This window comes from Sphingomonas sp. PP-F2F-A104-K0414 (assembly GCF_004340945.1).
In the GTDB taxonomy this organism is placed as follows: Bacteria; Pseudomonadota; Alphaproteobacteria; order Sphingomonadales; family Sphingomonadaceae; genus Sphingomonas.
In genome coordinates, this window is the sequence record NZ_SLYD01000011.1 from 45,324 (window position 1) to 71,517 (window position 26,194).

Consider the following 26,194-nt stretch of genomic DNA (forward strand, 5'->3'; position numbering starts at 1 on the left):
ACTCCCACCATATTCACGATCTAGAATGACAATGCTTGTTGTCATTGTCAATATCGCTACTCTGCTGGAATGACGGCAATAACGAAACGGTGGACCGGGCAGACGCTTGACGCTCGACGGGCTGAGCGGCGGACAATGCTAATACAAGCCGCTGTGCGCTTGTATGGCTCGCAGGGATTCCACAGCACGGGCGTCCGCGCGATCTGTCGCGAGGCAGGCCTTACCGAACGCTATTTTTACGAAAGTTTTGCGCATGGGGAGGCGCTACTACTCGCCGCGTTCGATGAGGTGATCGCCGCAGTGTTGACGCAGATCGTTGCGGCCGACGATCCCACTCTACCGACTGAAGATCGTACCCGACGGATGCTAGGCGCATATTTCGCGACGCTACGCGCTAATCCCACCACGGCACGCGTGTTCCTTGTTGAAATCGTCGGCGTAGATCCGTTGATCGACGAGGCAATTCGCCGTTCGATGCATGACCTCTCCGAACCGCTCTTTGCGGCCCTCGATCCTGATGATCGCGGCCCCGTCAAAGTCAATGCGATGCTCCGACGCGGTGTCGAAGGAGGGCTGTTACACATTGCCCTCGCCTGGGGCGCCGAGAACTATAAGCGCCCATTGGAGGAGGTTGTCGCCGCGGCGTGGATACTATGCGTGACGGCACGGCCGAACGACTAACGTGCGCAGTTGAAAAACTACGATTTGACGATGAATTCAGCCACAACCGGACAAGCGCTGGTCATCACTCTTGGGGGCAATAGTGAAATGCAAATACGGGTAGCCGATCCAAAAGCAACATACGTCACGGATCTACTGGACCATCACCTGCGAGAGTTGCAGCGCGTAATGGCCGATCACGCCTTTGCACTTGATGCGTCCGGCCTTTCGGCAGCTAGCGTCACCTTCTGGACGGCATGGAACGACAAAACCCTGGTCGGGTTCGGCGCGCTAAAGGAACTGGACTGCGCACATGGCGAGCTGAAATCCATGCGGGTGGCCCCGGCCGCACGTGGCACAGGGGTAGGACGAGCGATGCATGAGCATATTATCGCGGAAGCTCGCGGACGGGGCTACACACGGTTGAGCCTTGAAACTGGAACCGCCGCACTACACGCGCCGGCCATATCACTTTACCGTAGTGCCGGGTTCGCACCGTGCGGTGCGTTCGCTGATTATTCGGTCAGCCCCCACAATCAGTTCTTTCAGCTGGCTCTTCGTAGCGTAGCTCCTGATCTTTGAGCCAATGCGCCCTACCCTTCGGCTTCCGGAAGGACGACCCAGTTCCGGCCACGTCGCCCACCAAAGCGCTATTAAGAAGCGGACATCGACTCAACAGCCGACGCGAAGCAGTGTTACGCTCCATAATATGGTTCGATCTCATCCAACCGGAGCGTGAGCACTCTGCTGGGCAAATGAATATTTAGCCTCTGCCGTTCACCTTCGTTGAAACGAAGGGCCTTATTCAACAAGTCTCGGATGGCTCCGCGACCGACGACTCTGTCGCCGCCAAGCCAACCACTGCCGAGCGCAATCTCAGGTGCCAGGATGAGAAGGCCATAGTCGTCAGGTGCGAGATGCTCGGTTGTGACCATGGTGTCCCTTGGCGTGATCGCGGCTTGCTTCTTATACTGAGGATCAGTGCTTGGCGACTGGGCGGCGCTGATCCGGCTGCGGTCATTCACGGGCCTGAACCGGATCAACAGAGGGCACGCCTGTTTACAATCGAACAGGCGTGCCGCGTCAGTTTTTCATCACCAAGCTACCGTACCATCAGCGTCGAAGAAGCCACCGGTGGGTCCATCGTCAGGTAGAGTAGCTAGTCGAATACCGATCGCAGCTCCCTGCTCCGGAGTGCGCGAGCCTGTGTGCTGGTTCAGGTCGGTCGCGGTATAGCCCGGGCAGCCGGCATTAACCTTGAAGCCAAGCGGCGCGAGATCCTTGGCGAAAGCCACTGTCACCGCATTCAACGCCGACTTGGAGCTGTTGTAGCCGAGCAGATTGACCTCAGCCATCGGCGCGTCGAAGTCCGATGCCCAGGCAAGCGAGCCTAGGCTGCTGCTGATCATGACGATCCTCGGCTCGGACGCCTTCTTTAGCAAGGGTAGGAAAGCCTGCGTTGTTCGGATCACGCCAAAGACATTGACGTCGTAGATTGCATGAACATCCGTGATCCTCTCTTCGCTAGGCGGTCCCCAGCCAATTGAGATGCCAGCGTTGTTCACTAGAACGTCGAGCTGGTCGACTTCGCGTCCCAGAGTTTCTAAGGCCGCGGCGACGCTCCGATCGTCTGTTACGTCTAGCGGCAGGAAGCGGGCATCCAAGTCGTCGCGGCGTAGTGCCTCAGCAGCCGCCTCGCCGCGGCTCTCGTTCCGGCTACCGATCCAGACCGTGTAGCCAATCCTGCCGAGTCCGCGCGCTATCTCCAGGCCGATGCCCTTGTTTGCTCCTGTCACGAGTGCTGTTTTCTTGTGGGTCATGCCTATTCCTTTATCTGGTGCTCCCAAGATGGACGCCGCGGCTATCTGCGCATGCGTGATCGCCGCGAGTACTTGCCCGATCCGATCAAGGACGCTTGTCTGAAGCGACGTGACCGCTCATCTTCGTCGCATGCACGACACGCTTACAGAACTGCGCGGTATCGTCAGCCGCCATACACCTGGCCGATATCAGTCAACCGTGTTGCCACGAGTCGCGCTGTACAAGGACCGCGCCGCGCCACATCCGGTATCAGGCGTTTACCAGCCGATGATGGCGTTGATCCTAAGCGGCGCAAAGGAGATCGCGATCGGCGACCGCCGGCTTCGGTATGATCCGGCCAGCTATTTTATCGCTACAGTCGAGCTACCCGCGTCCGGCTGCGTCAAACCCGATCAGCCAAACGAGCAGTATCTTGCAGTCAGCCTCGACCTCGACAGTGACCAGCTTGCATCCGTTCTTAGCGAGGCGGACGTGTCCTTGCCTACAGCCGAACCCGCGTTTGCAGTGAACCCGGTCACGTCGGAGCTGCTTGACGCGTGGCTACGTCTCTTACGGCTTCTCGATGCGCCAAAGGATATTGCCGTGTTGGCCCCGCTTTGCGAGCGAGAGATCCTCTATCGTCTACTTCAGGGTCCGCAGGGGGCAATCGTCCGGCAGATCGCGCGCGCTGACAGCCGGCTTTCGCAGGTACGCCGGGCGATTGCACTGATCCGCGATCAGTTCGATAGGCCGTTGCGCGTTGAGGCGCTGGCTGACGTGGCCGGCATGAGCCCGGCTTCGTTACACCGGCATTTTCGCACAGCAACGGCGATGAGCCCGCTGCAGTACCAGAAGAGCCTGCGGCTTCAGGAGGCTCGTCGGCTGATCCTGGCCGGCCGCGACGTCGCCGCAGCTGGCTTTGCGGTGGGCTACGAAAGCGCATCGCAATTTAGTCGGGAGTACGCCCGCCTGTTCGGCTCCCCGCCGTCCCGTGATGCAAAAAGCACTAAGCTAACGGGCGAAAGCAACCGAGCCCTAGCTGCCTAAACGATGACGACTTGACCCACAAGCGGACATTCGTGCCCCCTTCCCCGCTCCCCAACTTCAGACATTTGTTCATCCCCGCGCTGACTGCGCTTTGCGCATGATCGTCCGTCATGAATGTCGTGAAGGGAGGAAAGCGGACGGGCGGCTTTATGAAAGACCGGCGGGTATATCTCCCCCCCCAATTAGAAGACTGGCCCCCCTGGAGACTGCATAGCGTGCAACGCGCCTTGAGAGTATTCGCGCTGCCTGCGCCAATCAGCAGCCGAAAAGCATAACCTTTCCATGACGTACAGCGAGCCCTGCCGTAGCTGCTGGCGACATATTATTCTATCTTCGCTAGATAACGCTACATTTTTTCTTTGTACCGCAAGCTTCTCGGGCAATTTATCGTCTGGTATCCGCCAGACAAGGCGACCATCGTGAACGGAATTGACCCTCCATCCCGACGAGTTCCTAATTGATTTGAAACGTGCGGTTTCTACCATTATATCGCAAGTGCGCTCATCGAGAGCAGGAAACCCGCTACTCTTTGTGATTTTGCAGCTTGTTAAGCTGCCAGCGCGATTAAGCGTAACTTGAAACTCGACCGACCCTTCTTCACCTCGACGAATTGATTTAAGTGGATAGTATCGCGCAACCATATCTGCATTTGCATCGGTAATATCTTGAAGAGAAGAATCAATCGCCGCCCCTCCCCAAAAAGCCCAGGATAGAAGAGTCACAAATAGCATAGGTAGCCTCCCTATTACGGGATCATTGCAGTCGTATTCTTGAAAAGCAAGCGCCCGGTTGCATCCAAGGCCCGTCATCAGACGATGCTTGACGAATGACTGCTTTCGAGCAAGCGCTTCGCGCTTTGGAGCGGCAACAACTGGGCGTAAGCGGAATGGCCGCTTTGGGAAGGTTAGCGGACGGTCCGCTTTTTACGGTCGCGGTATTCCCGGAATGCGGTCCACACGAGCAATACAGCAAGGATGAGTATGGCTCTCGTAGGAAGATGACTGACGGCGGAGTTTAAGTCGCTGTTGATCCAGTCGAATGCGAACTGTCCGACCAGTACCGGCAATCCGACCATGAGGATGAGGTATAGGACGCGGCGCTGCATCTGCTCATCGTATCTAAGCCCCGAATGTCTGCAAGTGGGCGATCACCCCCTAGCCTACGGCTTCCGACCAGACCCATACCCGGACATTCGTGCCCCCTTCCCCACCTCCAAACTTTAGCCGTTCGTTCATCTCTACTGGCTGAAGCGCAACGTCAGCAACGCCGTCCTGGGGTCGGGAAAGTTTTTGTACCATGCACCGATCGACGGGTTGTAGACCGAGGCGATCTGTTTGCTCGTGTTCAGCACGTTGCGAACCGACAGCGCGACGTCGACATGCGGGTTCGGGGTATTCCACGTGATCGTACCGTTCACATAGGCTTGCCCGGGCGAGCGGTCCTGCGGCCGGTTGAGCGCGGAGACGTGATAGGACGACTGGTAATTGGCGTCCGCCGCCAGCCTCAACGAACCCGCGGTGGCCAAGGGCAGTTCGTAGCTCGCGCCACCGGTGACGGTCCATTTGGGCGCGTTGGTCAGGCGGTTGCCGTCGGCATTCACCCCTGCCCCGCCGGCGCCCTTATAGTCGTCGAACGTCGCATGGAGATACCCGCCCGCCAGTTGCACGCTGAAACGGTCGGTCAGGGTGGCGCTGTTCTCGATCTCGATGCCCCAGCTGTGCGCCTTGCCCGCATTGCCACGCCGCGATCCCTGATAGACCGGATCGAAGAACGACACCTGCAGGTCCTGATAGTCGTTGTAAAACACCGCGATGTTCGAGCGTAGCGCGCGGTCGAACAAGGTCGCCTTCAGCCCGGTTTCGTAGGTGCTGACCTTCTCCGGCGCGAACGGCAACGTGGCCAGATCAAGCCGCGTTGCGCGGTTGTCGTAGCCACCCGATTTGAAGCCTTGCGAATAGCTGGCATATTGCAAAAGCGTCGGGTTCCATTGCGCTTGCACCGAGGCTTTCGGGGTCAGCGCACGCCAAGTCTCGTCCGCTTCTCCCGCAATCGACTGCGCGGTAGGCACGCGTGCGAGGTTAATGACCTTGTTGTCGAACACGAAATCCTTGTGCTCGATCGTACCGCGTAATCCCCCGGTGACGCTGAACACGGACCCAAGCCGATACGTCGCCTCGCCGAAGATTGCATACGCATCGGTAGCCGTGATGTTGTGAGCGCGCTGCCCAGATACGGCGGCGGTCGGGGACGTGCCGAGGCGCGCTTCTCCGTCGCGTTCGACGAAGAAGCGCTCGTGCAGATAGAACAGCCCACCCCGGTCGATATCGACCTGATCCCGACCAACGCGGTCGGCCGCATCGAAGTGCTCCGCGACGGCGCGGCGGCGCAATACGGCTCGGACGCGGTGTCGGGCGTCATCAACATCATCCTCGACGACGCGCCGAAGGGCGGGCGTTTCTCGATCACCGGCGGCCAGCAATATTCGAAGGGCGCACCGCTGCTCCAGACGGATCTGAGCTACGGCACGCAACTCGGCGAAGGCGGATTCTTCCGCGCGGCGGTCGAAGCGAAATACCATGATCGTGCGGACTCGTCGGCGGACGCCGTGCCGCGGATCCTGCCGCTGGTGAACGGCCAGCCCGACCCGCGCGAGGCCGAACTCGATCATGTCTATGCCGGCGGCTACGGCCGGTCGAACCGCGACAAGATGATCAACGGCTCGTACAATGCAGAGCTGCCGGTCGGCGATACGCTGCGCCTCTACAGCTTCTCGACGCTCAGCTACCGCGATATCAGGGACGCGCGCGGCGCCTATATCCCCTCCTCTACCGGCTATGGCGGCCAGGCCAACACCAACGGCCTCAACGTCCTGCCACAAGTGTACCCGACTGGCTTCCAGGCCTATCGCCGGATCAAGGAAACCGATTTCCAGGTCACCGGTGGCGCGAAGGGCGACCTTGCCGGCTGGGCCTGGGACCTGAGTTCGAGCTTCGGGCGCGACCGCGTCTGGCTCGGCGCGGAGAACACGCTCAACCCCTCGATCGGACCGACCAGCCCGACCAGCTTCTACATGGGCACGCAGATCCAGGACCTTTGGGTCAACAATCTCGATCTCAGCCGCGACGTCGAGGTCGGCCTCGCCAAGCCGCTGTCGATCTCGGTCGGCGCGGAACATCGCCGGGAACGCTTCCAGTCGCGCGCCGGCGAGCCCGACAGCTATCGCAACGGCGGCTACCAGATCCCGGTCGACGACACGCCGTTCGGGCAACTCTATGGCGGCCGCTATCCGTCGCCGGGGCTCGTGTCGTTCACCGGCACCTCCCCCGCCGATGCCGCCTCGCTCAGCCGCACCAACCTGGCCGGCTACGTCGATCTTGCGACCAACGTCACGGATGCGTGGTTCGTCGGCGTCGCCGGCCGGTTCGAGCATTACGACGACAGCGCCGGCAATACGGCAAGCGGCAAGATCTCGACGCGGTACGAACTTGCAAAGGGCCTCGCGATCCGCGGCGGCGTCAACACCGGCTTCCGCGCGCCATCGCTGGCGCAGACCGGCTTCTCGACCACGCAGAACACCACGACGGTCATCGGCAACACGCCGGTCTCGACGATCGCGAAGTTCCTGCCGGTGAACAGCACCGCGGCGATCGCGCTGGGTGCGCAGCCGCTGAAGCCGGAAAAGTCGCTCAACTACACCGCCGGCATCACCTACGAAGCGGGCGCCCTTCACCTCACGCTCGACGCGTATCAGATCCGCATCGACGAACGGATCGTCAAGACCGAGTTCCTCGGCACCGCATCCAATGGCGGCACCGCGATCCGTGACATCCTCGTCGCGAACGGCGTGACCGGCGTCGACAGCGCGCAGTTCTTCACCAACGCGATCGACACGCGCACCCGCGGCATCGATGCGGTCGCGGAATACACGCTGCGCACGACCGGGCTCGGTGCGTTCCGGCTGAGCGCCGCCTACAGCTACAACAAGACCAAGATCCTCAGTATCGCCGACAACCCCGCCGCGCTGAGTTCGCTCAACGTGGTGCTGTTCGGCCGGCAGGCACAGCGCGACTTGGTCGTCGCGTTGCCCCGTACGAAGCTGGTGTTGACCAACGACTGGTCGCTCGGCCGCGTCCATGCGCTCGCCCGCGCGACGCGCTACGGAAGCTACACCGAGTCGAGCAACGTCGCGACCGGCGACCGGACCTTCGGCGGCAAATGGGTGGCCGATCTCGACATCGGCTACGACCTGACCGACCGGATCACACTGGCAGTCGGCGCGAACAACCTGTTCGACACCTATCCCGATCGAAACGGCCTGATCGCCGCCGACGGCAGCGGCGCCTATGGCGGGTTCGCGCCGTTCGGGCTCAGCGGCGGCTCCTATTACGCGCGCGTCGGCGTGTCGCTGTGAGCCGCCAGCTTCACCTTGCCCTGTTCGTGACCGCCGACGGGATCCATCACGGCGGCTGGCGCCATCCACGGGCCAGCGGCGCGGACCAGGGCTTCGGTTTCTACCGGCACCTCGCCGCCCAAGCCGAAGCCGCGAAGCTCGACATGCTGTTCGTCGCCGACAAGCTGGCGGTCGACGATCTCTACGGAAACGATTTCGCGACGACGGTCCGCTATCGAGCATCGCGCGGGACGGAGCCGCTGACCCTGTTGTCCGCGCTTGCCGTCACGACCAGCCATATCGGTCTCGGCGGCACGATCTCGACGAGCTATACCGAACCCTATCACGTCGCCCGGATGTTCGCGTCGATCGACCACCTCAGCGGCGGTCGCGCGGCGTGGAACGCGGTCACCTCGGTCAGCGACGCCGAGGCGCATAATTTCGGACGCGCCGAGCATTACGACCACGCCACGCGCTACGACCGGGCCGGCGAATATCTCGACGTCGTCCGCCGCCTTTGGGATACGTGGGAAGAGGATGCGATCGCGCCCGACAAGCGTGCGGGGACCTATGGCGATCCGGCCAAGGTCCATTACGCCGACCATGCGGGAAAATGGTTCGACGTGAAGGGCCCGCTGTCGCTGCCGCGTCCACCGCAAGGCCACCCGGTCCTGATCCATGCCGGCGCATCCGGCACGTTTCAGGATCTCGCGATGCGCAACGCCGAAGTGGTGTTCGCGGTCTATCCCGACATCGATCGCGCCAAGGCGGGATATCGCAGTTTCAAGGACGACGTCGCCGCCGCCGGACGATCTCCGGACGCGGTGAAGATCCTGCCCGGCATGGTGCCGATCATCGCCGACAGCGACGATGCCGCCGCCGACCTGCTCGGCGAACTCGACGCGCTGGTCGAGCCGCTGGCGGGGTTGAGCTTCATGTCGGGCAGCATGAACTACGACCTCGCGGGCCACGCGATCGACGAGCCCGTCCCCGACATCCGCGATCTGATCCGGGGCAGCAAGGGCCGCTTCCACTACGTCATCGGCAAGGCGATCGACGAAGGATGGACGTTCGCGGACCTCGGCCGCTGGTACGGCTCGAGCCTGTCGTTCGCCAAGATGGTCGGCAGCCCCCGCACCGTCGCCGACGAGATGGAACGCTGGCTGCTCGAGGAGGCCTGCGATGGATTCGTCGTCATGCCCGCGTTCATGCCGGCCGGCGTCGACCGGATGCTGCGCGACGTCGTGCCGCTGCTGCAGGCGCGCGGGGTTTTCCGCCGGGATTACGCATCGTCCACGCTGCGCGGCCATCTCGGGCTCGCGCATCCAGCCAACAGCTTTCACGTCCAGGGAGACCGATGATGACAGACTCCGTCCGCGCCGCTTTGGCTGCGCTGCAGGCCGAACGCGACAGCAGCTGGACGCCAGCACAGCTAGCGCTCAACGCAGGCCAGCGTCTTGACCTCGTGGAAAGCTTCGACCCGCGCGATGCAGTGAAAGCGGGCGATACGATGCCCGATTTTGCGCTCGACGGGATCGACGGCACGATCATCCGCCGCGATGCGCTGATTGCCGACGGACCGGCCGTGCTCATCTTCTTCCGGTTCGCCGGGTGCCCCGCCTGCAATACCGCGCTGCCGGTCTATCAGCGCGCGCTCTGGCCGAGCCTGCGCGATCTCGGCGTACCGCTCGTTGCGGTCAGCCCGCAGATCCCGTCGCTGCTGTCAGAGATCCAGCGGCGTCACGCGTTCGATTTCACGATCGCCAGTGACCGCGACAATGCACTCGCGCACCGGTTGGAAATCGTTTTTGAGGCGAATGCGGCAACGCGCCGGGCCGCCGCGACGCCGTTGGGGACGGTCACCGGAACGGGCACGTGGGAACTGCCGTTTCCAACCGTTCTGCTGATCGGCAGGACCGGCATCGTCGAATGGGCAGATGTCGCACCCGACTGGATGCAAAGGACCGAGCCGAGTTCGATCCTCGACGCCGTGCGATCGATCATGTTACCGATCTAACGTCCGAGGGCGGAATACCGCGAAGAAGCGATCTTACGCATTTTCCTGAGACAAAGCTCGTCCTGTTCTATCAGCCCATTGCCGCCTTGCGACTGCATCGAGTTGCTAGCCGGCTTGGATCGACGATTCTTGACCCACTTCCGGCCGCACAGAGGCCGCCAGGCGCCGCCCGAAACCGACAACTCGTTCAGCATCATCGACGGCTGATCAACCACATTTCTAAACCGGCGGTTTACTGCGCATGCGTATACTCGATCGACCGATCTGGGCCGATGGAGATGATCGATGGGTCACTCGTCAATGGACCCCGCCTTTCACGAACTTCGGCCTTGGAACGAAGGCCGGCTGATTGGTGCGAAGCGGGCGCTGAAACAGCAACAGGTCTGGGCCATTCGCTTCTGGCTCGACCAGCAGAGGAGACTGCGCGACCGAGCGCTGTTCGACTTCGCCATCGACAGCAAGCTCCGCGGCTGTGACGTGGTCAGGGTGCGGATTGGCGATGTAGTTTCCGGCGGGCGCGTCCGTGACCGCGCCGTCGTGGTTCAGCAGAAAACCAAACGACCGGTTCAGTTCGAGATAATGGACACGGCGCGAAAGACGATGCGAGCATGGTTGGAGCGACGTGGGGGGACACTGAACGACTTCGTTTTCCCGAGCCGCAACGACTACATGGACCACATGAGCACGCGGCAATATGCCCGCCTCGTGCGCGAGTGGGTGGTCGGCATCGGCCTACCGGCGCAGGATTACGGGACGCACTCGCTACGGCGCACGAAAGCGTCGATCATCTACAAGGCGACTGGCAACCTTCGCGCCGTTCAAATCCTTCTCGGCCATGCCAAGATCGACAGCACGGTGCGCTACTTGGGCGTTGACGTGGAGGACGCTTTGGAATTGGCCGAACGCACCGAGGTCTGAGAGACCCAGTTTCGGCCATTAGCGACCACTTTTCATGTTTCCAACTTCGGCCATTCGTTCATCTCGTTCGTACGGCCGCACTCAGTACGCTGGACAATCTTTTTGGCGGATTCGGGTGAGAAGACGGGGAGTCCGATCAGGGAACGTCGCAACGCGCAACCAGACCTCAAATCAAGGCGGCGTGGTCTGTTCCGTATCATCAAGAAGATGGCATGCGCTTTCTGGTTCGCGCCGAAATTTAGCGTGCCAACGTCCAATTTGGTCGCATCTGTCGCGACTAATGGTCGACAATCGTCAGTTGCGGCAACGTCGCTTAGGTATTCTCGAGACGCGGCCGCGATCAGCGCGCAAGAAGCCGGATTATAAAGTCACACCAGATATACCGCGACCGTCATCACGTCCGAGCCCAACCCGAGTACGATGCCTTTCCGCTAGACATATCAATCACGAATGTGTCGCCGTTCCAGCGGCTGGCGTAATAGTTTCCGTCCGCCTCGAACACGCTGACGAAAGGCTCGCTGGTCACGGTCGCGTGATCGAAAGGATGCGTTCTGGAATCGGTCGTCCCGGCCTCAGCTGCGATCTGCCAAATAGGCGCGCCACGTACGTCGCAGCGGAATACCTCGCGTCCGACAATCGCCGATACCGTCGGGTCGTTCGCATTGTCCGACAGAAAGATTACCAACTGTCCGCCGTCATCGAGAAGCAGTCGCGTGTTGATGGTCCACCGCCCATCCGCGATCGCACCCGCAACGTCCGACGACGTGCCGTGGGACGGCGCGGCATCGACATGGTGCGCCGGCGCCGGCGCCGTCGACTCACCGATACCCCACCCCTCCGCTTTCGCGGTAAATGAGGTACTGAGCGGCTGGCCCAGAGTGACGATCCCCATCTCGGCGGTAAACAGGACACCGAGTCCGGTGAGCGACACGAGCAGCGTTTCCCACGCCTGATCATCGCCCCCCCTATCGTATAGATGGTCGCGAAGATGCTTGAGGTGGGATGTCGACGTACGATCTCCACCCTCGATCGTCGCGAGACCTTCCCCGATTAGCGCCTCTACGAACCATAGAACCAGATCCTTCCAGTCCGAACGATCCTCGACGTCGTTGAGTAAACGGGCGGGTGCGCGAGCCGTCCGGGTAAGTATGAACAGGGTGTCCTGCACAGCGTTGAGGAGCCGGTCACGTTCGGACGGCCCCCGCCTGGCAACGTCGGTACGATTGCCTTCGTCGGTATTCGAAGGCGGCTTCGTCACCTCACCCTCGCGCCGTCGGCGAACAAGCTCGTGCAGCGCGAGCAACGCAGCTTGCAGGGCGTGGTCAAAAGCAAGTCGCTCCGTGTTGCCTTGCGGCCGATAGGTACTGGCGCCGTCGAGCGTCATGACATGGCTGTCGAATTGATCGAACCATTGCTCGTCGCCCGGCTCCAGGGCGTCCCTCAGGCGGAGCAGCAGTTCGGTCGTGACGGCTGCCTCATCGGGGGTGAAACGGCGTAGGGCGGACTCCATTTCCGACAGGATTGCAGCGCCCGTAACGCTCATCGCTGTCGCCCCGGGATCACCGTCACGACATGACCCTTTTCATTGGTGACGATCCGAAGACCGGCGTCCCTGACAGGCCCATAGGTCGCACGTCATCCACGATCGCAGCTTCGCCGATGCTCATATCCGCGGTTATGCGGCGACCACCAGCTTGACGAGCGTCCCGGGCTGCAGCAGCTCGTCAGCCGGAACGCCGTTAATGACGATGAAGCGTTCGCGCTTGCCGTCGGCGACCGCCATGCGCTGGCTCAGGGTATCGATCGTGTCCCTTGCGCCAACGGTGACGATCCGGATGACCTTGCGACCCTCCTTGCCGTCGCCATATGGCAGGCCATCGAGCATGCGGAGGAACGCCGTATCCTGGGTGGTCGCAAGCTCCGGCTTGCCGGTGGCCTTCGCCAGTGCCTCTGCGCGCTGCACACGATCGGCTCCATTCGGATGCGTCGATGCCCATGTCGGCGCAGAACGTGCGGTGCCGCTGGCCTGCGCCGTCAGCCCGGTCGATTCATCGAGCGCCGCCAACACGTCGGCCGAGGCATAGGGCGAGTAGCCCGCAGCCGTGATGTAGCGGACGCCGAGCGCGTCCGCCTGATATTCCTGATCGCGTCCGTATTTCAGCGTGTACAGCTGCGCGCCCGTGCCGGCGATCCGGGTCGCCAGATCGCTTTTTGTAGCGAGGCTCACGCCTCGAGCAAGCAGGCCACCGATCGTCGCACGCGTGTTGCGCGAGGCGGCATGACGGGCTGCGACATGACCTACCTCATGGCCCATCACGGAGGCGAGTTCTGCCTCCGAGGTCATCAGTGCGAGCAGCTGACGGGTGACGTAGATGTACCCGCCCGGGATGGCGAAGGCGTTCTCGACCGGGGAGTCTAGAAGGGTAACGGTGAAGTCGCTGCCCGCATTCGACAGGCCGGACTGTACCGCGACACGCTTGCCGACACGTTCGACGAATGTCGCCTGTGGCCCCTTGTACGCACCGCCGAACTGCGCAAGCAGTTGCGGATGAGCCTGAGTGCCCTGTGCTTTGTCAGTCGCCGAAATCGAGCGGACCGTGTTCTGGGCAGTGAGAGGGGCAACGGGCGCAAGCACGAATGCGCCGGCTAGCAGTACGGCAATGTGACGGCGGATCATGAAGCTCTCCCGGTTACAACGGTATAAAGCGGCCCATACACCGTTGTTCCGGATTAGCGTCGATACCGCTCTGCACTGATCTAGCGATCGTCCCGCCAGTTGCTGCTAAGCGGGGGAGTATCGCTGGTTTCTGGACGAGGGTCCGAAGTTGCGGGGGAGGAAGACCGACGGTCAGAGACCCGAATGGGGACAAAAGCGGACCGGCGGCTTCTGGCTCCATGGATTGGATAACTAGGTCCGGGTTGATCGGTTATCTAAAAACAATCCACACTAGGCCGATAATGGAAATGCCAAGCGTGATGCACGAAACCGGAATTGCCAGAAACGCATATAGTGCGTTCGAGGGCTTTTGGGCCGGTTCTGTTACAAAACCGGCCTTAGCCTGTTTGAGAATTACCAATATATCATTGGGCTCATGCGCATAGTCCTCGGCCGCTATGACTAGCTTGCCGCCGCTGCGTTGGGGCATGACTATCGAACGCGCAGCGCTTTTACCATTTAAACGCCGCAATACGGGCTCCCCCAAAGCCGACCAAGAATGGTAAAGCCTCATGCCCTGGAAGGTCAGTTCTACGCAACCGGTGGTCACCCTTAGCAAATCAGGACGAGCTAAACGACGAAGCGTGCGCGCTTGAAGCCACACGAAGAGAAGTGCGATAGGTGTAAAAATCGCGAGAATAGCAAGATCGGCTAGTTGTACGCGATCTTTTCTGACCAGCGCATAGCCATAACTTATAGCCAGGCGCGCAAAGGGAAGCAGAAATGCTACGAGCACAATAGCTTGCGGCAGAAGCTTCAGCCTGCTTGCCTTGAGCGTCACGGCACGGTTTTCGGCGTTCATGAACGCCACCTACCTCATAGTGGTTGCTGAAACCTTCCCTCGAGGATCGTGCCGATGGATAAGGCTTGACCCATTTACCGATCCAAATGAACGAATGGCTGGATCGGGAGCCCGGATCGCCGGCATGAACGTCCAGGTTTGGACGAACACGCCCTTCCCTACGGCTTCCGCCAGACCCACAGGCGGACACTCACGAGCCATTTCCGCTTTCCCCATGTCTGCCATTCGTTCAGCTTCCAGCCTGCAGACGGGGCGCAGATTTTCGATCTCAAAGAGGCTTTGTACGCGCAAGCCATGCCGCCCAATGGTCATGCCTGAGTGAGACGAACTCGATCTCTCAGCGGAACGGAAAACGATCAAAACGATTTAGTCCCGGCACGGAGTTCGGCTGGTCGGCACGCTCCACGGAGGCGTGATGAAGCAGCGGGACGATTGGCATCTGACGGAAGCACTCGATTACGAGCACGGACGAGCGGACCCTTTTGCCGCGGCTGTTCGGGCTACCCGAATGCCTATGGTCATTACGGACCCCGCGCAGACCGATAACCCGATCGTCTTCTGTAACGAAGCCTTTCAAACGCTGTCGGGTTATGACCGAAGTGAAATCATCGGCCGTAACTGCCGCTTCCTGCAGGGGCCCGACACTGACCGAGAGCAAGTGACTAAGGTGCGTCAGGCAATCGACGCCCAGACCGACATTGCCGTGGACCTTCTAAACTATCGAAAGGATGGATCTGCGTTCTGGAACGCGTTGTACCTGAGCCCTGTACGCAATGACGCCGGCAAGGTTGTATTCTTCTTCGCCTCCCAGCTTGATGTTACTGACCGTGTCAAAGCGCAGACTATAATTTCAAAGCAAAAGTTATTGGTCGAACAGGAGGTCGAGGCGCGCACGTCAGACCTCGAGGCCGCGCTAGATGCGAAAACTCTGCTGCTTCACGAAGTCGACCATCGCGTAAAGAACAATCTTACGATGATCGGTTCGCTTCTGCGTTTGCAGGCGCGTAGCATATCAGACCCGGCCGTTTCATCAAAACTTGAAACCATGCTCGAACGGGTTGATGCGCTGGCGACAGTGCATCGCCGTCTTTATCAGTCGGACGACGTCACCCGGTTCGATGTCGGGGCGTTTACCGAAAATCTAATCAGCGACGTCGTTGGTGCCAGCCGACGCGACGACATCAAGCTTGTTTCGAAAATTTCGCAAATAGAGGTGCCGTCCAGTAAGGCGGCATCGCTTGGGTTGATCCTCAACGAAATAGCGACCAACGCCATCAAGCATGCATTTGCCGACGAGCGAGCCGGTACGATTTCCGTCCGCACCGCCCTAGAAGGCAATAATGCCCTGATCGAAATCACCGATGATGGGCATGGGATTGCCAGCAATGACGTTCAGCCGGACGGCATTGGCAAAATGCTTATTTCCCGCCTCGCCAAGCAAGTCAGGGCCGACGTCGTGTGGTCTGACGCCGCCCCCGGTGTTCGTGTATCTCTCTCATTCCCGGTGGACGATTAATGAATGCACGTGCCCAACCGCCGTTGAATGTGCTGATCGTCGAGGACGAAGCTCTTTTGGCGATGGATATTGAAGCGATGATCGAAGACGCCGGTCACCGTGTCGTCGGCGAGGCCGCGTCTCTCTACGAAGTTGAAGACCTGGCAAGCGATCTCCATCCGGACCTGGCTTTTGTTGACATACAGCTTGCGAAAGGCACCAGCGGCCTAGATGTCTGCGCGTTGATCAGGAAGCGATGGGCGGGCGCGATAGTCGTCTTCGTCACTGCAAACCCGCTCAAGATCCCAGCCGACTTTGCCGGTGGCCATGGCGTCATACCCAAGCCCTTCTCCCGGAATGGTCTGATGTCCGCAATGCGCTACATCGAAGAGGGTGTCTGCGATCCACCGCCCGTATCCCCGCAGCCAGCGAGCTTCATTGCTGCGCCCGCGTTTGCCGCAGAGTGGTCCCAGACCAGTCCCTGATTTCCGGGTGATAAGCGACAATCCACGGCCTCACGAAGTGGGATGACAGATGACAGAAGTTATACATAAATTCGATTACGTTGATCCATCAACGTCTTACCGCTAGGACGTTCCCGCTTTGGACCGTCAGCCACTCCCACCTTCGCCTATTCGACCGTACGATGCCTCAGGTGTCGTACGCGAGGCTGTCGACGCCTTTGCGTCCCGCCTCAACGAACATGACCCCTTCGTTGCGGCGTTCGATCACTGCATTACGCCGATGGTCGTCAGCGATCCAACGCTACCGGACAACCCGCTGGTTTACGTCAATCGTGCGTTCGAGGCTCTGACGGGGTTCTCGGCAGTCGAGGTCGTTGGCCGGAACTGCCGTTTCATGCAGGGACCGTTGACCGATCAGGCCGACGTCCAACGCATGAAGGACGCAATTGCTCTCCGTAAGCCGATCGATATCGACCTCCTGAATCACCGTCGTGATGGCACGCCGTTCTGGAACCGCCTCATGGTCGCGCCCGTGCATGACGCGACCGGCAGCCTACGCTACTTCGTGGCATCCCAGCTCGATGTCACACTCGAGCGGCACGGGCTGTTGCAGTTGGAACGCGACCGCGACACGCTGAGTGCCGAGCTTGCGAAGCGCGAAGTTGCGCTAGCCGAACGAGAGGCCCGCCTGGCACTTGCGCTCGATGCTGGCGGACTGGGCACTTGGACCATCGACCTGCCAGAATGGCGGCTCAGCTACTCGCCAAGTTGCCTGACGAACTTTGGCCGGCCTGTCGGCGAAAAGTTGTCGATAGAAAGTATGTTGGCATGCGTCCATCCAGAGGATCGAGACCTCCTCACGAACTCGCTGAACAGCGCTGTCGAGCATGGCACGCGGTATAACGTCGAATACCGTATATTGACGCCTGAAGGCGAGCAACGCTGGATCCATTCCCAAGGCTCGCTGCAGCGCCGTGCGGATGGCACTCCGTTGGCGGTTTCGGGCTTTTCGAGCAATGTCTCAGCGCGCAAATTCGCCGAGGAGCAACGTTCGGTTCTGGCCCATGAACTGACACACCGCGTGAAAAACACGCTTGCGACAGTCAGTGCCGTTGTCAGTCAGACGCTACGCGATGCTGCGTCCCTCGCTGAGGCTCGGGATGCGGTATCGGGCCGCATCGCCAGCCTAGCGTCTGCCCACGAACTGCTGCTCAAGGACGAGATCGAAGGCGCGGCGATCGGTGAGATCGTCGAGCGGGTGCTCGCGCCGTTCATGGACAGCAACGGTCGACGTTTTTCCGCTGTCGGCCCGACGATACGGCTGACCCCGGAAGTGACACTTGCGTTGTCGATGGCGCTGCACGAGCTGGCGACCAATGCGATCAAATATGGCGCCCTTTCGGTACCGGAGGGCCAGGTGACCATACGCTGGGACCTAAACGGCAATGCAACGGAACGCCGGCTTACCTTCTCCTGGACGGAGCAGGATGGTCCTATCGTTGCAACGCCAACACGTATTGGATTTGGTACGCGAATGATTGAGCGCGTCTTGTCACGCCACATCCGCGGCAAGGCGGAGATCCAATATCTGCCTGAGGGTATTCGCTTCGTGATCGAAGCGCCGATCTAGGCTTTCAACCTTGTCTGACATTTATTAACGCCGTGGCGGGCCCATTGCGTGAGCACAATGGTTAAAAGCTCAGCTTATCGGGATTTGTCATATGTGCCATGTGCTCGTCATCGAGGATGATTTCCTCATCGCCGATCACATCATCCAGCTGATCGAACGGGCTGGCGGCACATCCTTCGATCAGGCTGCCTCTCAAGAGGAGGCAATCGATGCCGCCAGATTGCGGCCTCCTTCGATCATAATGTCCGACGTCAATCTCTCAGCCGGTACCGGCCCTGCCGCGGTGGAAGCCATCATCTTGGAGCATGGGCCGACGCCCGTGATCTTCGTGACTGGCACGCGCGAGGCATGCCACGTAAGTTGGCCATCGATGGTTGTTCTCGACAAGCCAATCAACGAACAGGCTCTTATCGCGGCGTTCCAAAGCCTGGCGCCCGCCTGAGACAGCAATCGCCGACGGTCAGTGAAGCAGTAGCCCCATCGGCCTTACCGGTAAGACCGGGTACTTCATCAAGTTGTCTCAAGTCACTGAACCCGCCACGTTCCTTACGATATCCAACAATCATCATGGGAATGTAGATGACCCTTCGTTCGATAGCCGCGCTCGGAGTTGCCGTATTCTTGGGGGCGACGGTGCTGGCAAAGCCAGTGCCGATCGCGCCTGCGGCGGTGCCGTTCAGCATCGGCTCGATGCGTACTGTGGCCTTGCGGGACATGATCAACCGCGTTCCGAACGACGGCAGCGTGTTCGGCAAGAAGGAAGGCCCGGCAGCTGTCGCGGATATATTGCGGAAAGCAGGCGCGCCAACCGACGCGCTATCGCTCGGTGTCGATGCGCTGCTTGTCCGCATGCCGGGCCGTATGGTCCTTATCGACACTGGCCTGGGCCCCAAGGTTGGTGGCGTCCTGATGCAGAGCCTAGCGCTCGCCAAAGTATCGCCGGCGGACATTACTGACATCCTCATCACGCATTCGCACGGCGATCATGTCGGCGGCCTGTCGAGCGCGGACGGCAAACTGGCGTTTCCCAACGCGACGATCCGTATGACGCGCGCCGAATGGGCGTTCATGCAGAGCCAGCCCGACAATGCCGCGCTAGTCGCGACGATCACGCCGAAGGTCATGCCGTTTGATCCTGGCGCGGCCGTGATCCCGGGTATCCGCGCGGTCCCGCTGGCGGGGCACACGCCCGGCCATAGCGGCTACGAAATCACGTCAGACAGCCAGAAGCTACTCGACATGGGCGACACTGCTCATAGCGCTATCGTGTCTCTCGCCAGGCCCGAATGGATCATCGGCTACGACACTGACGGCGAGCAGGGGCGCCAGCGGCGGACGGCCGAGCTGGCCAAGTTGGCAGCGAGCGGCGAACATGTGTTCAGCCCGCATTTTCCGTTCCCAGGGCTCGGCCAGATCGTCAAGGCCGGCACGGGTTATCGCTGGCAACCGGTGAAACGCTGACACCGACGGGATGCCGTCGTCACGTGCGGCCGCCCGGCACGTTATCCCTCCTGAGCCGTTTGCTGCTGATATCCACCAGCAGGAACCGCTATGACCGACGATCCGCGTACCAGCCAGCCGACAAGTTTTCCTGATGAGCCGCGGCAGCCAAGACCCGGTTTGACGGCGAAGATGCGAACCAAACCCGATCACGGCGAGGAGAGCTACGTTGGCAAGGGCCTGCTGAAGGGCAAGGTGGCGCTGATAACCGGAGGGGACTCCGGTATCGGCCGGGCAGTGGCGATTGCTTATGCCCGTGAGGGAGCCGACGTTGCGATCTCCTACCTTGCCGACGAGCAAGCCGACGCCGAAGAGACACTGACGTGGGTAGAAAAGGCGGGGCAACGTTGTGTTTTGCTTCCGGGCGATCTTCGCGACCGGGATCACTGCATAACCCTGGTTGAGCGTACGATCGCGGAATTCGGTGGCATCGATGTGCTCGTCAACAACGCTGCCGCTCAGACAATGAACGAGGGCCTTGATAGCATCGACGACGACGAGATGCAGGCCGCGTTCGCCGCTAACGTCTTTGCCATGATCCGTTTGGCCAAGGTAGCAGCGCCGCACATGAAGCCGGGTTCGGCGATCATCAACACGACCAGCGAACAGGCAAAGGTCGCTGGCAAGAACATGATTGTCTACGCAGCAACCAAGGGCGCTATCTCTAGCCTGACGGTGGGCCTGTCCAACCTTCTATCCGGCGAAGGCATTCGCGTGAACGCGGTGGCGCCAGGCCCGATCTGGACGCCAATCCAGCCGATCGCCAAGTCACCGGAGGAACTGGAAACGCTCGGCCAGAACACGCCGCTCGGCCGCGCTGGACAGCCGGGCGAGCTCGCTCCCGCCTATGTGATGCTCGCGTCGGCGGAGGGGAGCTACATGTCCGGTAATGTCGTGGCCGTGACCGGCGGGGTTCCAATTTCCTGATTCTGATGGCTAAACCTCAGCCAGCTGCACGTCCGCAGTCAGCTGAGGTGGCCATAGGATCTATGGTGCACCAAGGCTTTCAGGACGTCACGATTGGGCCAGCGTCAGCCGCTATTACCAGAGCAGGGGGGGCGGTGATCCCGCTTGCCCCAGCTAGCAGGCCCAGAAGCGGTTCTAAGCACGCTTGGTGTAGCAGACGGTTTCCAAGCGCCAACTATCTTACTTGGCGAGCTTGGTAATCGTTGATGCAAAGCACCTTTGCAGTCGAAGCTGCTGACCGAGAACGAATTTCCACGGCACCGGATGTTGATTTGCATCGTTCACTCCGGAATTTCGGAGATTTGGAACATGGCAACGATCGATCTCGGCAAGGGCATGCCCGCAGCGGACCTGCACGACGACAAACCGGTCGCGGGATCATTCGGCAGCGAGGACGTCATCCTGGTCCGGCATCGCGGCAAGGTCTGCGCGTTCGCTGGCAAATGCACCCATCAGGGCGCACCGCTGGAAACCGGCCTCGTGATCGACGGGACAGTGCGCTGCCCGTGGCACCACGCGCGCTTTTCGCTCAATGACGGCGAGGCTGTCGCCGCCCCTGCGTTCGCGCCGCTCGACACGTTCACCGTGGTCGAGAAGGACGGCGTCGTCACCATTACCGGCAAGGAGGAGCAGACGCGGGCCACCCCGTCGACCCGGTCGATCGGCAAGGTCGTCATCGTCGGCGGCGGTGCGGCGGGGCACGCCTGCGCCGACATGCTCGCACGCTCGGGTCTCGGCGGCGACGTCACGATCCTGTCCGACGACGCCGATGCGCCCTATGACCGGACCGCGGTTTCGAAGGACTATCTCGCAGGCGATGCCGAGCGCGACGATACCGCACTCCCCGAACCCGGCCTAGGTCGCGGTCCTGCGCCGAACGTCCGGACCGGCGTTGCTGTCGCGTCGATCGACGTAGAAGGTCACGCTGTCGTCACCGCCGACCAAGACCGCGTCCCCTACGACGTTCTCATCCTCGCCACCGGCGCGACGCCGGTCACGCCGGACACCGTGAAGGCCGCGGATAACGTGTTCGTGCTGCGCACGCTTGCCGACGCTGACGCAGTCAAAGCCGCGGCAAAGGACGCGAAGCGCGCGATCGTGCTGGGCGCGAGCTTCATCGGGCTCGAGGCCGCCGCATCGCTTACCCAAGCCGGGCTTTCGGTGACGGTGATCGCCAGGGACAGCGTACCGCTCGCCAAGGTCGCAGGGCCGGAAGTCGGTAAGTTCGTGCAGGCGCTCCACGAGGAGAAGGGCGTGACCTTCCACCTCGACTGCGAACTCGCGCAGTACGACGGCCACACCGCGATGCTCGACGATGGCACGGCTATCGAAGGCGACTTGCTCGTGGTCGGCGTCGGTGTCGAACCACGGATCGACCTCGCCAAGGCGGCAGGGCTGATGATCGCAGAAAAGGACGCTGGCGGCGGCGTCTCGGTCGATGCGCAGTTACGGACCTCGGCCGACGGTATCTACGCGATCGGCGATATCGCAAGCTATGCCGACCCAAGGCTCGGCCACCCGATCCGCGTCGAGCACTGGGTCCATGCGCAACGCCAGGGCCAATGGCTGGCGCGCTCGCTACTCGGCGCAGTCACCGGCGGCTATGGCGACACGCCGTTCTTCTGGACCGGGCAGTATGACACCAGCCTCCATTATGTTGGTCACGTAGCCAAACCCGACGACCGCCGCATCGAAGGCGATGTGGCCGCTGGCGACTTCGCAGTCTTCCTGAAGGAGGACGGCAAGGAGCAGGCCGTGATGACCTGCGGCAACCACGACGAGATCGCGCTCAAAAAGGAGGCCGCATGGGACGCGGCGTGATGCGCCCGACGCTGTTCTTCCTGCATGCGCTGGGCGGCAGCGCCCGGTCGTGGGACGCGGTGATCGCGCAACTCGGCGCGTTCGACTGCCGACCGCTCGACCTGAACGGCTTCGGCGATGCGTCCGACGCGACCGGGTTCACGGTGGAGGAGATGGCCGACACCATCGCCGAACAGATCCGCGCGGAAAACGCGGACCGATGGATGCTCGTCGGCCACAGCATGGGCGGCAAGATCGCGACGATTCTCGCGCAGCGATCAGAAGCGGGACGCCTCTCCGGGCTGGCCGGCGTAGTGCTTATGGCCGCGTCGCCCCCCTCGCCCGAGCCGATCGACGACGAACGCCGCACGACGATGATCGACTGGGTGAAGCAGGGCCCAGTCGGTATCGAAGACGCCCGCGACTTCGTCGACCAGAACATCGCCGCCCCGCTGCCGCCTGCTGTCTATGACGCCGCCGTCGCCGACGTTCAGCGCGCCAATCCCCAGGCGTGGCGAGCATGGCTCGAACAGGGCTATCGCGAGGACTGGTCGGATCAGGTCGGCACGCTCAACACCCCTGCCGTGATCATCGCCGGCGCCGAAGACGGCGATCTGGGCGAGGCGAACCAGCGCAAGCTCAACGTGCCGCATTATACCCACGCCCGGTTCCAGAGCATCGCCGGCGCCGCGCATCTTCTCCCGTTCGAACAGCCGGACAGCGTCGCCCACCTGATCCGCGATCACGCGCACGCCGTCGGTGCAGCCAGCATCCCCGCCGACTATGAACGCCTGATCGCCTCCGACCGCGTGAGCGCGCGCACCCGCGCGACGCTGGCCGAACGCGCGATCGCAGACGACCCCGACTATCAACCCAAGATCGTGTCGGCGAAGCAACTCGAAACCCTGCGCGCGCTCGTCGACCGCGTGATCCCGCAGCACGGCATCGACCTCGCCGCGCGGATCGACACGCAACTCGCGGGCGGCGAAGGCGATGGCTGGCGGTTCGCCGCGCTTCCCGTCGACGCCGACGCCTATCGCGCAGGGCTCGACACGCTCGACACACTTGCGAACGGGGCTTTCGCCAAACTCCCTGGTGAAGACCGCGACGCCCTGCTCCACACTATCGAAGCCGCCGACTGGTCCGCCAAGACCCCGCTTACCCCCGAGCAAATGACCTTGTGGTTCGAGGACGTTCGCGCCGACGCCGTGCGGTTGTGGCTCGCGCATCCGGCAACGATGGCGCGGGTCGGCTATGACGGCTTTGCCATTGGTGGCGATGGCGTCCGCAAGCAGGGCTATGCGCTGACCGCCGCCGACGAACGCGAAGGCTGGGAGCCCGCACGATGAACCTCGACCAGATGCGCGCCTATGCCAAGACCGATGTTGTCGATGTCGTGGTGATCGGCACCGGTGCCGGCGGCGCACCGTTGCTGGCCCGCCTCGCCAAGGCCGGGCTAAAGGTGGTCGCGCTCGAAGCCGGCCCCAACGGCGAACCCCAACGGCACACGCCGGATGAACTCGCGGCGAGCGACATCTACTGGATCGACGAGCGGCTGAGCGACGGCGCAATGCCGCAGGCGTTCGGCGGCAACAACAGCGGCACCGGCGTTGGCGGGTCGACGCTGCACTGGGGCGCGTTCTGCCCTCGTCCCGATCCGCGCGATCTGCGCCTAAAGACGCTGACCGGCCAAGGCGAGGACTGGCCGATCGAGCACGCCGAGCTGATCCGCTACATCGAACAGGTCGAGGCGTTCATTGGCGTTTCCGGCCCCGCCGATTACCCGTGGGACGCGGCCCGCCGCTATCAACTGCCCGCGGTCAAGCGCAATGCGCCCGCCGATGCGATGGCGGCGGGGTGCGCCGCGGTCGGCATCACCGCGACCGACGCCCCCGCTGCGCTGGTCTCGCGCGACTGGCGGCAGGAAGGCGGCGGGATGCGTCAGGCCTGCGTCAATTGCGGCGCTTGCCATCAGGGGTGCCGCAACGGCGCGAAGGCGTCGATGGATACCACCTATCTCCCGCTCGCGGTCGCCGCCGGCGCCGAGATCCGCCCCGGCTGCCGGATGACCGGGGTCGAGCGCGACGCCGCCGGCCGGATCGTCGCGGTAGTCTACCGCAACGGCCGGCAGGAGCACCGTCAGCGGTGCGCCGCGGTCGTGCTCAGCGCAGGCGGCGTCGAGACCCCGCGCCTGCTGCTCCACATGGGGATCGGCAATGCGAGCGGTCAGGTCGGCCGCAACTTCATGGCGCATGTCGCGACGCAGGTCTGGGGTCGATTCGATGCCGAGATGCGCTGCAACCGCGGCTATCCCTCGTCGCTAATCAGCGAGGACATGCTGCGCCCCGACGGTGCCGATTTCGCGGGCGGCTACCTTATGCAGAGCCTCGGCGTTCAGCCCGTCACGCTGGCGACGTCGTTCGCGCGCGGCGGCGGGCGCTGGGGCCAGGAGCTGGTCGACGTGATGGACAAATACCTTCATTTGGCCGGCATCGGTATCAACGGCGAATGCCTGCCAAGCGACGACAACCGACTGGTGCTTGCTGACGAAACCGACGCGTTCGGCATCCCCAAGGCGCGTGTGACGTTCAGCTATGGCGCCAACGAGCAGGCGATCGACAAACACGCGATCGCGACGATGACCGCGATCTGGCAGGCGGCGGGCGCCCACGACATCGTCACCCTGCCGCGCGCCGCGCATACCATCGGCACCTGCCGGATGGGCGAGAGCGGCGATACCGCGGTCGTCAATCCGTGGGGCCGCAGCTTCGCGATCGACAATCTGTGGATCTGTGATAATTCGGTCTTCCCGAGCTCACTCGCCGCCAACCCCGCGCTGACGATCATGGCGCTGAGCCTGCGTACCGCGGATCGGATACTCGGGAGCGGTTGAGGATGGCGAGTACGGCAGGAACCAGAAGCAGACGTCCCCGCCCCCTCTCTAGCTTTCCAACTTCGGCCGCTCGTTTATCTCCGCGTTACGACCGCTTTTAACACCTGACCCTGCGAACTCGATGTCGCGACTGGGCAAGAGTTTAGGAAGCAGGCTGTCCAAGTCCGAGTTTTGTGCCCGATGAACTGCGGACGGCTTTTGCAGGTGGCTCAGGCACGGGATGAGCGGTGACGCTACGTCGAACCGTAGGTGCCAATCCGGATTCCTCATTCCACAGAACCAGGATTGTAGCGATCGGTGCGGCGGTGAGGATCAGCAAGAAAAGGCCCATCAGCCATTCGTTGGGCTGTAGCGGTTGCGAGAAGCTACCGCTGGGCTGCATCGACGGGCTAGGTCGCATCGGGCGTCTGCCGGCTTTCCTGGGGTGAAACGGGCGGTCCGTAGTCGCTCGGTGGGCAGACGGCCTGATCTGCGACCGATCATAGGCGGCGCGTGCTTCCTTCTTCCCCAAAACGGAATACGCCTCGTTGATCTCTTTTGCGCGAGCAGAAACGTCCGCACCATGATTGGCATCGGGGTGATATTGACGGAGCAGCGCTTTCCACGCGGCGTGGATAGTGTCGCGACTTGCCGTCGAGGGCACCCCTAGAACAGAATAATAGTCGGGTGAGAGAGCCATCTAGCCGTTACTTGCGGCTAAAACGCGAAAAAGAAAAGTCCGCCTGGTCCGTGATCTTACCCAGGCCTTCTCGGTGATCCAAAGGGCGGCTTTGGGCGCCAACAGTCAGGCGGCTGCCATTCCCATCCGCAACTTCGTGCTTTCGACGACCCCGCGCCGCGCCGCGGGCGCTGACCTACATCCGGGCCTCGCCCGCTCCCAAACTTCGGACATCCATTCATCTCGGCACCATGACCGCTTTGCGTGCCCTCGGTATCACGCGCACCGCGCCGGGTCCGTTCGTCGGCTGCAAAACTGTCGCTTTCCTCAACAACAGATCACTCCGATACCTTGCCCATACTCGTCAGACTCGGGACATTCCTTCGGATGTCTCTCGACTTATAGCTTGCCGATCCAAAGGCATGCCAATCAACGTTT

Annotated in this window: 21 protein-coding genes; 16 read left to right on the forward strand and 5 right to left on the reverse strand. The window is 61.8% G+C overall.

All coding sequences use genetic code 11. The features are described from left to right. The first annotated feature begins 135 nt into the window (after window positions 1–135). Window positions 136–681 carry a TetR/AcrR family transcriptional regulator gene (locus C8J46_RS19345; RefSeq protein ID WP_165886676.1) on the forward strand — a complete coding sequence of 182 codons (546 nt, stop codon included), beginning with the start codon at window positions 136–138 and terminating at the stop codon, window positions 679–681. 9 nt (window positions 682–690) lie between these two features. Beyond that, entirely contained in the window at window positions 691–1,242 is a 552-nt protein-coding gene (locus tag C8J46_RS19350) for a GNAT family N-acetyltransferase (RefSeq protein WP_347812390.1), read from the forward strand. A gap of 512 nt (window positions 1,243–1,754) precedes the next feature. Here C8J46_RS19350 and C8J46_RS19355 read toward each other — a convergent pair. Then, entirely contained in the window at window positions 1,755–2,480 is a 726-nt protein-coding gene (locus tag C8J46_RS19355; protein WP_132742320.1) for an SDR family oxidoreductase, read from the reverse strand. A gap of 130 nt (window positions 2,481–2,610) precedes the next feature. Between C8J46_RS19355 and C8J46_RS19360 the strand changes: the two genes are divergently transcribed. Next, on the forward strand, window positions 2,611–3,507 hold the full coding sequence (locus tag C8J46_RS19360; RefSeq protein WP_132742321.1) for an AraC family transcriptional regulator: 897 nt from the start codon (window positions 2,611–2,613) through the stop codon (window positions 3,505–3,507). Window positions 3,508–4,744: 1,237 nt separating this feature from the next. Here C8J46_RS19360 and C8J46_RS21355 read toward each other — a convergent pair. Next, window positions 4,745–5,896, reverse strand: coding sequence for a TonB-dependent receptor (locus tag C8J46_RS21355; protein WP_132742323.1), 1,152 nt, complete (start codon window positions 5,894–5,896; stop codon window positions 4,745–4,747). On the opposite strand from C8J46_RS21355, the gene C8J46_RS19375 reads away from it, so the two are divergent. The 4 genes from C8J46_RS19375 to C8J46_RS19390 all read left to right on the forward strand — a co-directional run bounded on the left by C8J46_RS19375 (window position 5,801) and on the right by C8J46_RS19390 (window position 10,832). Continuing rightward, window positions 5,801–7,918 (forward strand): TonB-dependent receptor, encoded by a 2,118-nt coding sequence (locus C8J46_RS19375; protein WP_243643526.1) that lies wholly within the window; start codon window positions 5,801–5,803, stop codon window positions 7,916–7,918. The two genes, C8J46_RS21355 and C8J46_RS19375, sit on opposite strands and share 96 nt — an antisense overlap. Further along, window positions 7,915–9,258, forward strand: coding sequence for an LLM class flavin-dependent oxidoreductase (locus C8J46_RS19380; protein ID WP_132742325.1), 1,344 nt, complete (start codon window positions 7,915–7,917; stop codon window positions 9,256–9,258). The genes C8J46_RS19375 and C8J46_RS19380 overlap by 4 nt, the downstream gene beginning before the upstream one ends. Next, the gene (locus C8J46_RS19385) at window positions 9,258–9,914 is read left to right on the forward strand and encodes a peroxiredoxin-like family protein (RefSeq protein WP_243643527.1); all 657 of its coding nucleotides are present in this window, start codon (window positions 9,258–9,260) and stop codon (window positions 9,912–9,914) included. Before C8J46_RS19380 ends, C8J46_RS19385 begins: the two co-directional genes overlap by 1 nt. A 285-nt stretch (window positions 9,915–10,199) precedes the next feature. Beyond that, entirely contained in the window at window positions 10,200–10,832 is a 633-nt protein-coding gene (locus C8J46_RS19390) for a tyrosine-type recombinase/integrase (RefSeq protein ID WP_031395344.1), read from the forward strand. 394 nt (window positions 10,833–11,226) lie between these two features. Here the strand turns inward: C8J46_RS19390 and C8J46_RS19395 are convergent, their stop codons facing one another. The 3 genes from C8J46_RS19395 to C8J46_RS19405 all read right to left on the reverse strand — a co-directional run bounded on the left by C8J46_RS19395 (window position 11,227) and on the right by C8J46_RS19405 (window position 14,350). After that, the gene (locus tag C8J46_RS19395; protein ID WP_132742327.1) at window positions 11,227–12,375 is read right to left on the reverse strand and encodes a hypothetical protein; all 1,149 of its coding nucleotides are present in this window, start codon (window positions 12,373–12,375) and stop codon (window positions 11,227–11,229) included. Between the two features lie 132 nt (window positions 12,376–12,507). Continuing rightward, window positions 12,508–13,509 carry a M48 family metalloprotease gene (locus C8J46_RS19400; RefSeq protein ID WP_132742328.1) on the reverse strand — a complete coding sequence of 334 codons (1,002 nt, stop codon included), beginning with the start codon at window positions 13,507–13,509 and terminating at the stop codon, window positions 12,508–12,510. 250 nt (window positions 13,510–13,759) lie between these two features. After that, on the reverse strand, window positions 13,760–14,350 hold the full coding sequence (locus C8J46_RS19405; RefSeq protein ID WP_132742329.1) for a hypothetical protein: 591 nt from the start codon (window positions 14,348–14,350) through the stop codon (window positions 13,760–13,762). A 415-nt stretch (window positions 14,351–14,765) separates the two neighbouring features. On the opposite strand from C8J46_RS19405, the gene C8J46_RS19410 reads away from it, so the two are divergent. From C8J46_RS19410 to C8J46_RS19450, 9 genes are all read left to right on the forward strand, one after another. Continuing rightward, window positions 14,766–15,866 carry a histidine kinase dimerization/phosphoacceptor domain -containing protein gene (locus C8J46_RS19410; RefSeq protein WP_132742330.1) on the forward strand — a complete coding sequence of 367 codons (1,101 nt, stop codon included), beginning with the start codon at window positions 14,766–14,768 and terminating at the stop codon, window positions 15,864–15,866. Then, window positions 15,866–16,330: a response regulator gene (locus C8J46_RS19415; protein WP_060525161.1), complete on the forward strand. Its 465-nt coding sequence runs from the start codon at window positions 15,866–15,868 to the stop codon at window positions 16,328–16,330. Before C8J46_RS19410 ends, C8J46_RS19415 begins: the two co-directional genes overlap by 1 nt. A gap of 118 nt (window positions 16,331–16,448) precedes the next feature. Beyond that, on the forward strand, window positions 16,449–17,939 hold the full coding sequence (locus C8J46_RS19420; RefSeq protein ID WP_132742331.1) for an HWE histidine kinase domain-containing protein: 1,491 nt from the start codon (window positions 16,449–16,451) through the stop codon (window positions 17,937–17,939). Window positions 17,940–18,030: 91 nt separating this feature from the next. Next, the gene (locus C8J46_RS19425) at window positions 18,031–18,381 is read left to right on the forward strand and encodes a response regulator (RefSeq protein WP_060525159.1); all 351 of its coding nucleotides are present in this window, start codon (window positions 18,031–18,033) and stop codon (window positions 18,379–18,381) included. Window positions 18,382–18,518: 137 nt separating this feature from the next. Continuing rightward, the gene (locus C8J46_RS19430) at window positions 18,519–19,400 is read left to right on the forward strand and encodes an MBL fold metallo-hydrolase (protein WP_165886678.1); all 882 of its coding nucleotides are present in this window, start codon (window positions 18,519–18,521) and stop codon (window positions 19,398–19,400) included. Window positions 19,401–19,490: 90 nt separating this feature from the next. Then, window positions 19,491–20,366, forward strand: coding sequence for an SDR family oxidoreductase (locus C8J46_RS19435; RefSeq protein ID WP_132742332.1), 876 nt, complete (start codon window positions 19,491–19,493; stop codon window positions 20,364–20,366). Between the two features lie 348 nt (window positions 20,367–20,714). Continuing rightward, a complete protein-coding gene (locus tag C8J46_RS19440; protein WP_132742333.1) occupies window positions 20,715–22,226 on the forward strand; it encodes an FAD-dependent oxidoreductase in 1,512 nt (503 codons plus the stop codon). After that, window positions 22,211–23,554: an alpha/beta hydrolase gene (locus C8J46_RS19445; RefSeq protein WP_207894243.1), complete on the forward strand. Its 1,344-nt coding sequence runs from the start codon at window positions 22,211–22,213 to the stop codon at window positions 23,552–23,554. The genes C8J46_RS19440 and C8J46_RS19445 overlap by 16 nt, the downstream gene beginning before the upstream one ends. Continuing rightward, entirely contained in the window at window positions 23,551–25,098 is a 1,548-nt protein-coding gene (locus tag C8J46_RS19450; protein WP_243643529.1) for a GMC family oxidoreductase, read from the forward strand. Before C8J46_RS19445 ends, C8J46_RS19450 begins: the two co-directional genes overlap by 4 nt. The last annotated feature ends 1,096 nt before the right edge of the window (window positions 25,099–26,194 follow it).

Excerpts from the sequence above, each read along its gene's own strand:
- C8J46_RS19345 (WP_165886676.1), top strand. The coding sequence starts at position 136 with ATGCTAATACAAGCCGCTGTGCGCTTGTATGGCTCGCAGGGATTCCAC.
- C8J46_RS19355 (WP_132742320.1), bottom strand. The coding sequence starts at position 2,480 with ATGACCCACAAGAAAACAGCACTCGTGACAGGAGCAAACAAGGGCATC.
- C8J46_RS19360 (WP_132742321.1), top strand. The coding sequence starts at position 2,611 with ATGCACGACACGCTTACAGAACTGCGCGGTATCGTCAGCCGCCATACA.
- C8J46_RS19385 (WP_243643527.1), top strand. The coding sequence starts at position 9,258 with ATGACAGACTCCGTCCGCGCCGCTTTGGCTGCGCTGCAGGCCGAACGC.
- C8J46_RS19390 (WP_031395344.1), top strand. The coding sequence starts at position 10,200 with ATGGGTCACTCGTCAATGGACCCCGCCTTTCACGAACTTCGGCCTTGG.
- C8J46_RS19395 (WP_132742327.1), bottom strand. The coding sequence starts at position 12,375 with ATGAGCGTTACGGGCGCTGCAATCCTGTCGGAAATGGAGTCCGCCCTA.
- C8J46_RS19400 (WP_132742328.1), bottom strand. The coding sequence starts at position 13,509 with ATGATCCGCCGTCACATTGCCGTACTGCTAGCCGGCGCATTCGTGCTT.
- C8J46_RS19405 (WP_132742329.1), bottom strand. The coding sequence starts at position 14,350 with ATGAACGCCGAAAACCGTGCCGTGACGCTCAAGGCAAGCAGGCTGAAG.
- C8J46_RS19410 (WP_132742330.1), top strand. The coding sequence starts at position 14,766 with ATGAAGCAGCGGGACGATTGGCATCTGACGGAAGCACTCGATTACGAG.
- C8J46_RS19415 (WP_060525161.1), top strand. The coding sequence starts at position 15,866 with ATGAATGCACGTGCCCAACCGCCGTTGAATGTGCTGATCGTCGAGGAC.
- C8J46_RS19425 (WP_060525159.1), top strand. The coding sequence starts at position 18,031 with ATGTGCCATGTGCTCGTCATCGAGGATGATTTCCTCATCGCCGATCAC.
- C8J46_RS19430 (WP_165886678.1), top strand. The coding sequence starts at position 18,519 with ATGACCCTTCGTTCGATAGCCGCGCTCGGAGTTGCCGTATTCTTGGGG.
- C8J46_RS19435 (WP_132742332.1), top strand. The coding sequence starts at position 19,491 with ATGACCGACGATCCGCGTACCAGCCAGCCGACAAGTTTTCCTGATGAG.
- C8J46_RS19440 (WP_132742333.1), top strand. The coding sequence starts at position 20,715 with ATGGCAACGATCGATCTCGGCAAGGGCATGCCCGCAGCGGACCTGCAC.
- C8J46_RS19445 (WP_207894243.1), top strand. The coding sequence starts at position 22,211 with ATGGGACGCGGCGTGATGCGCCCGACGCTGTTCTTCCTGCATGCGCTG.
- C8J46_RS19450 (WP_243643529.1), top strand. The coding sequence starts at position 23,551 with ATGAACCTCGACCAGATGCGCGCCTATGCCAAGACCGATGTTGTCGAT.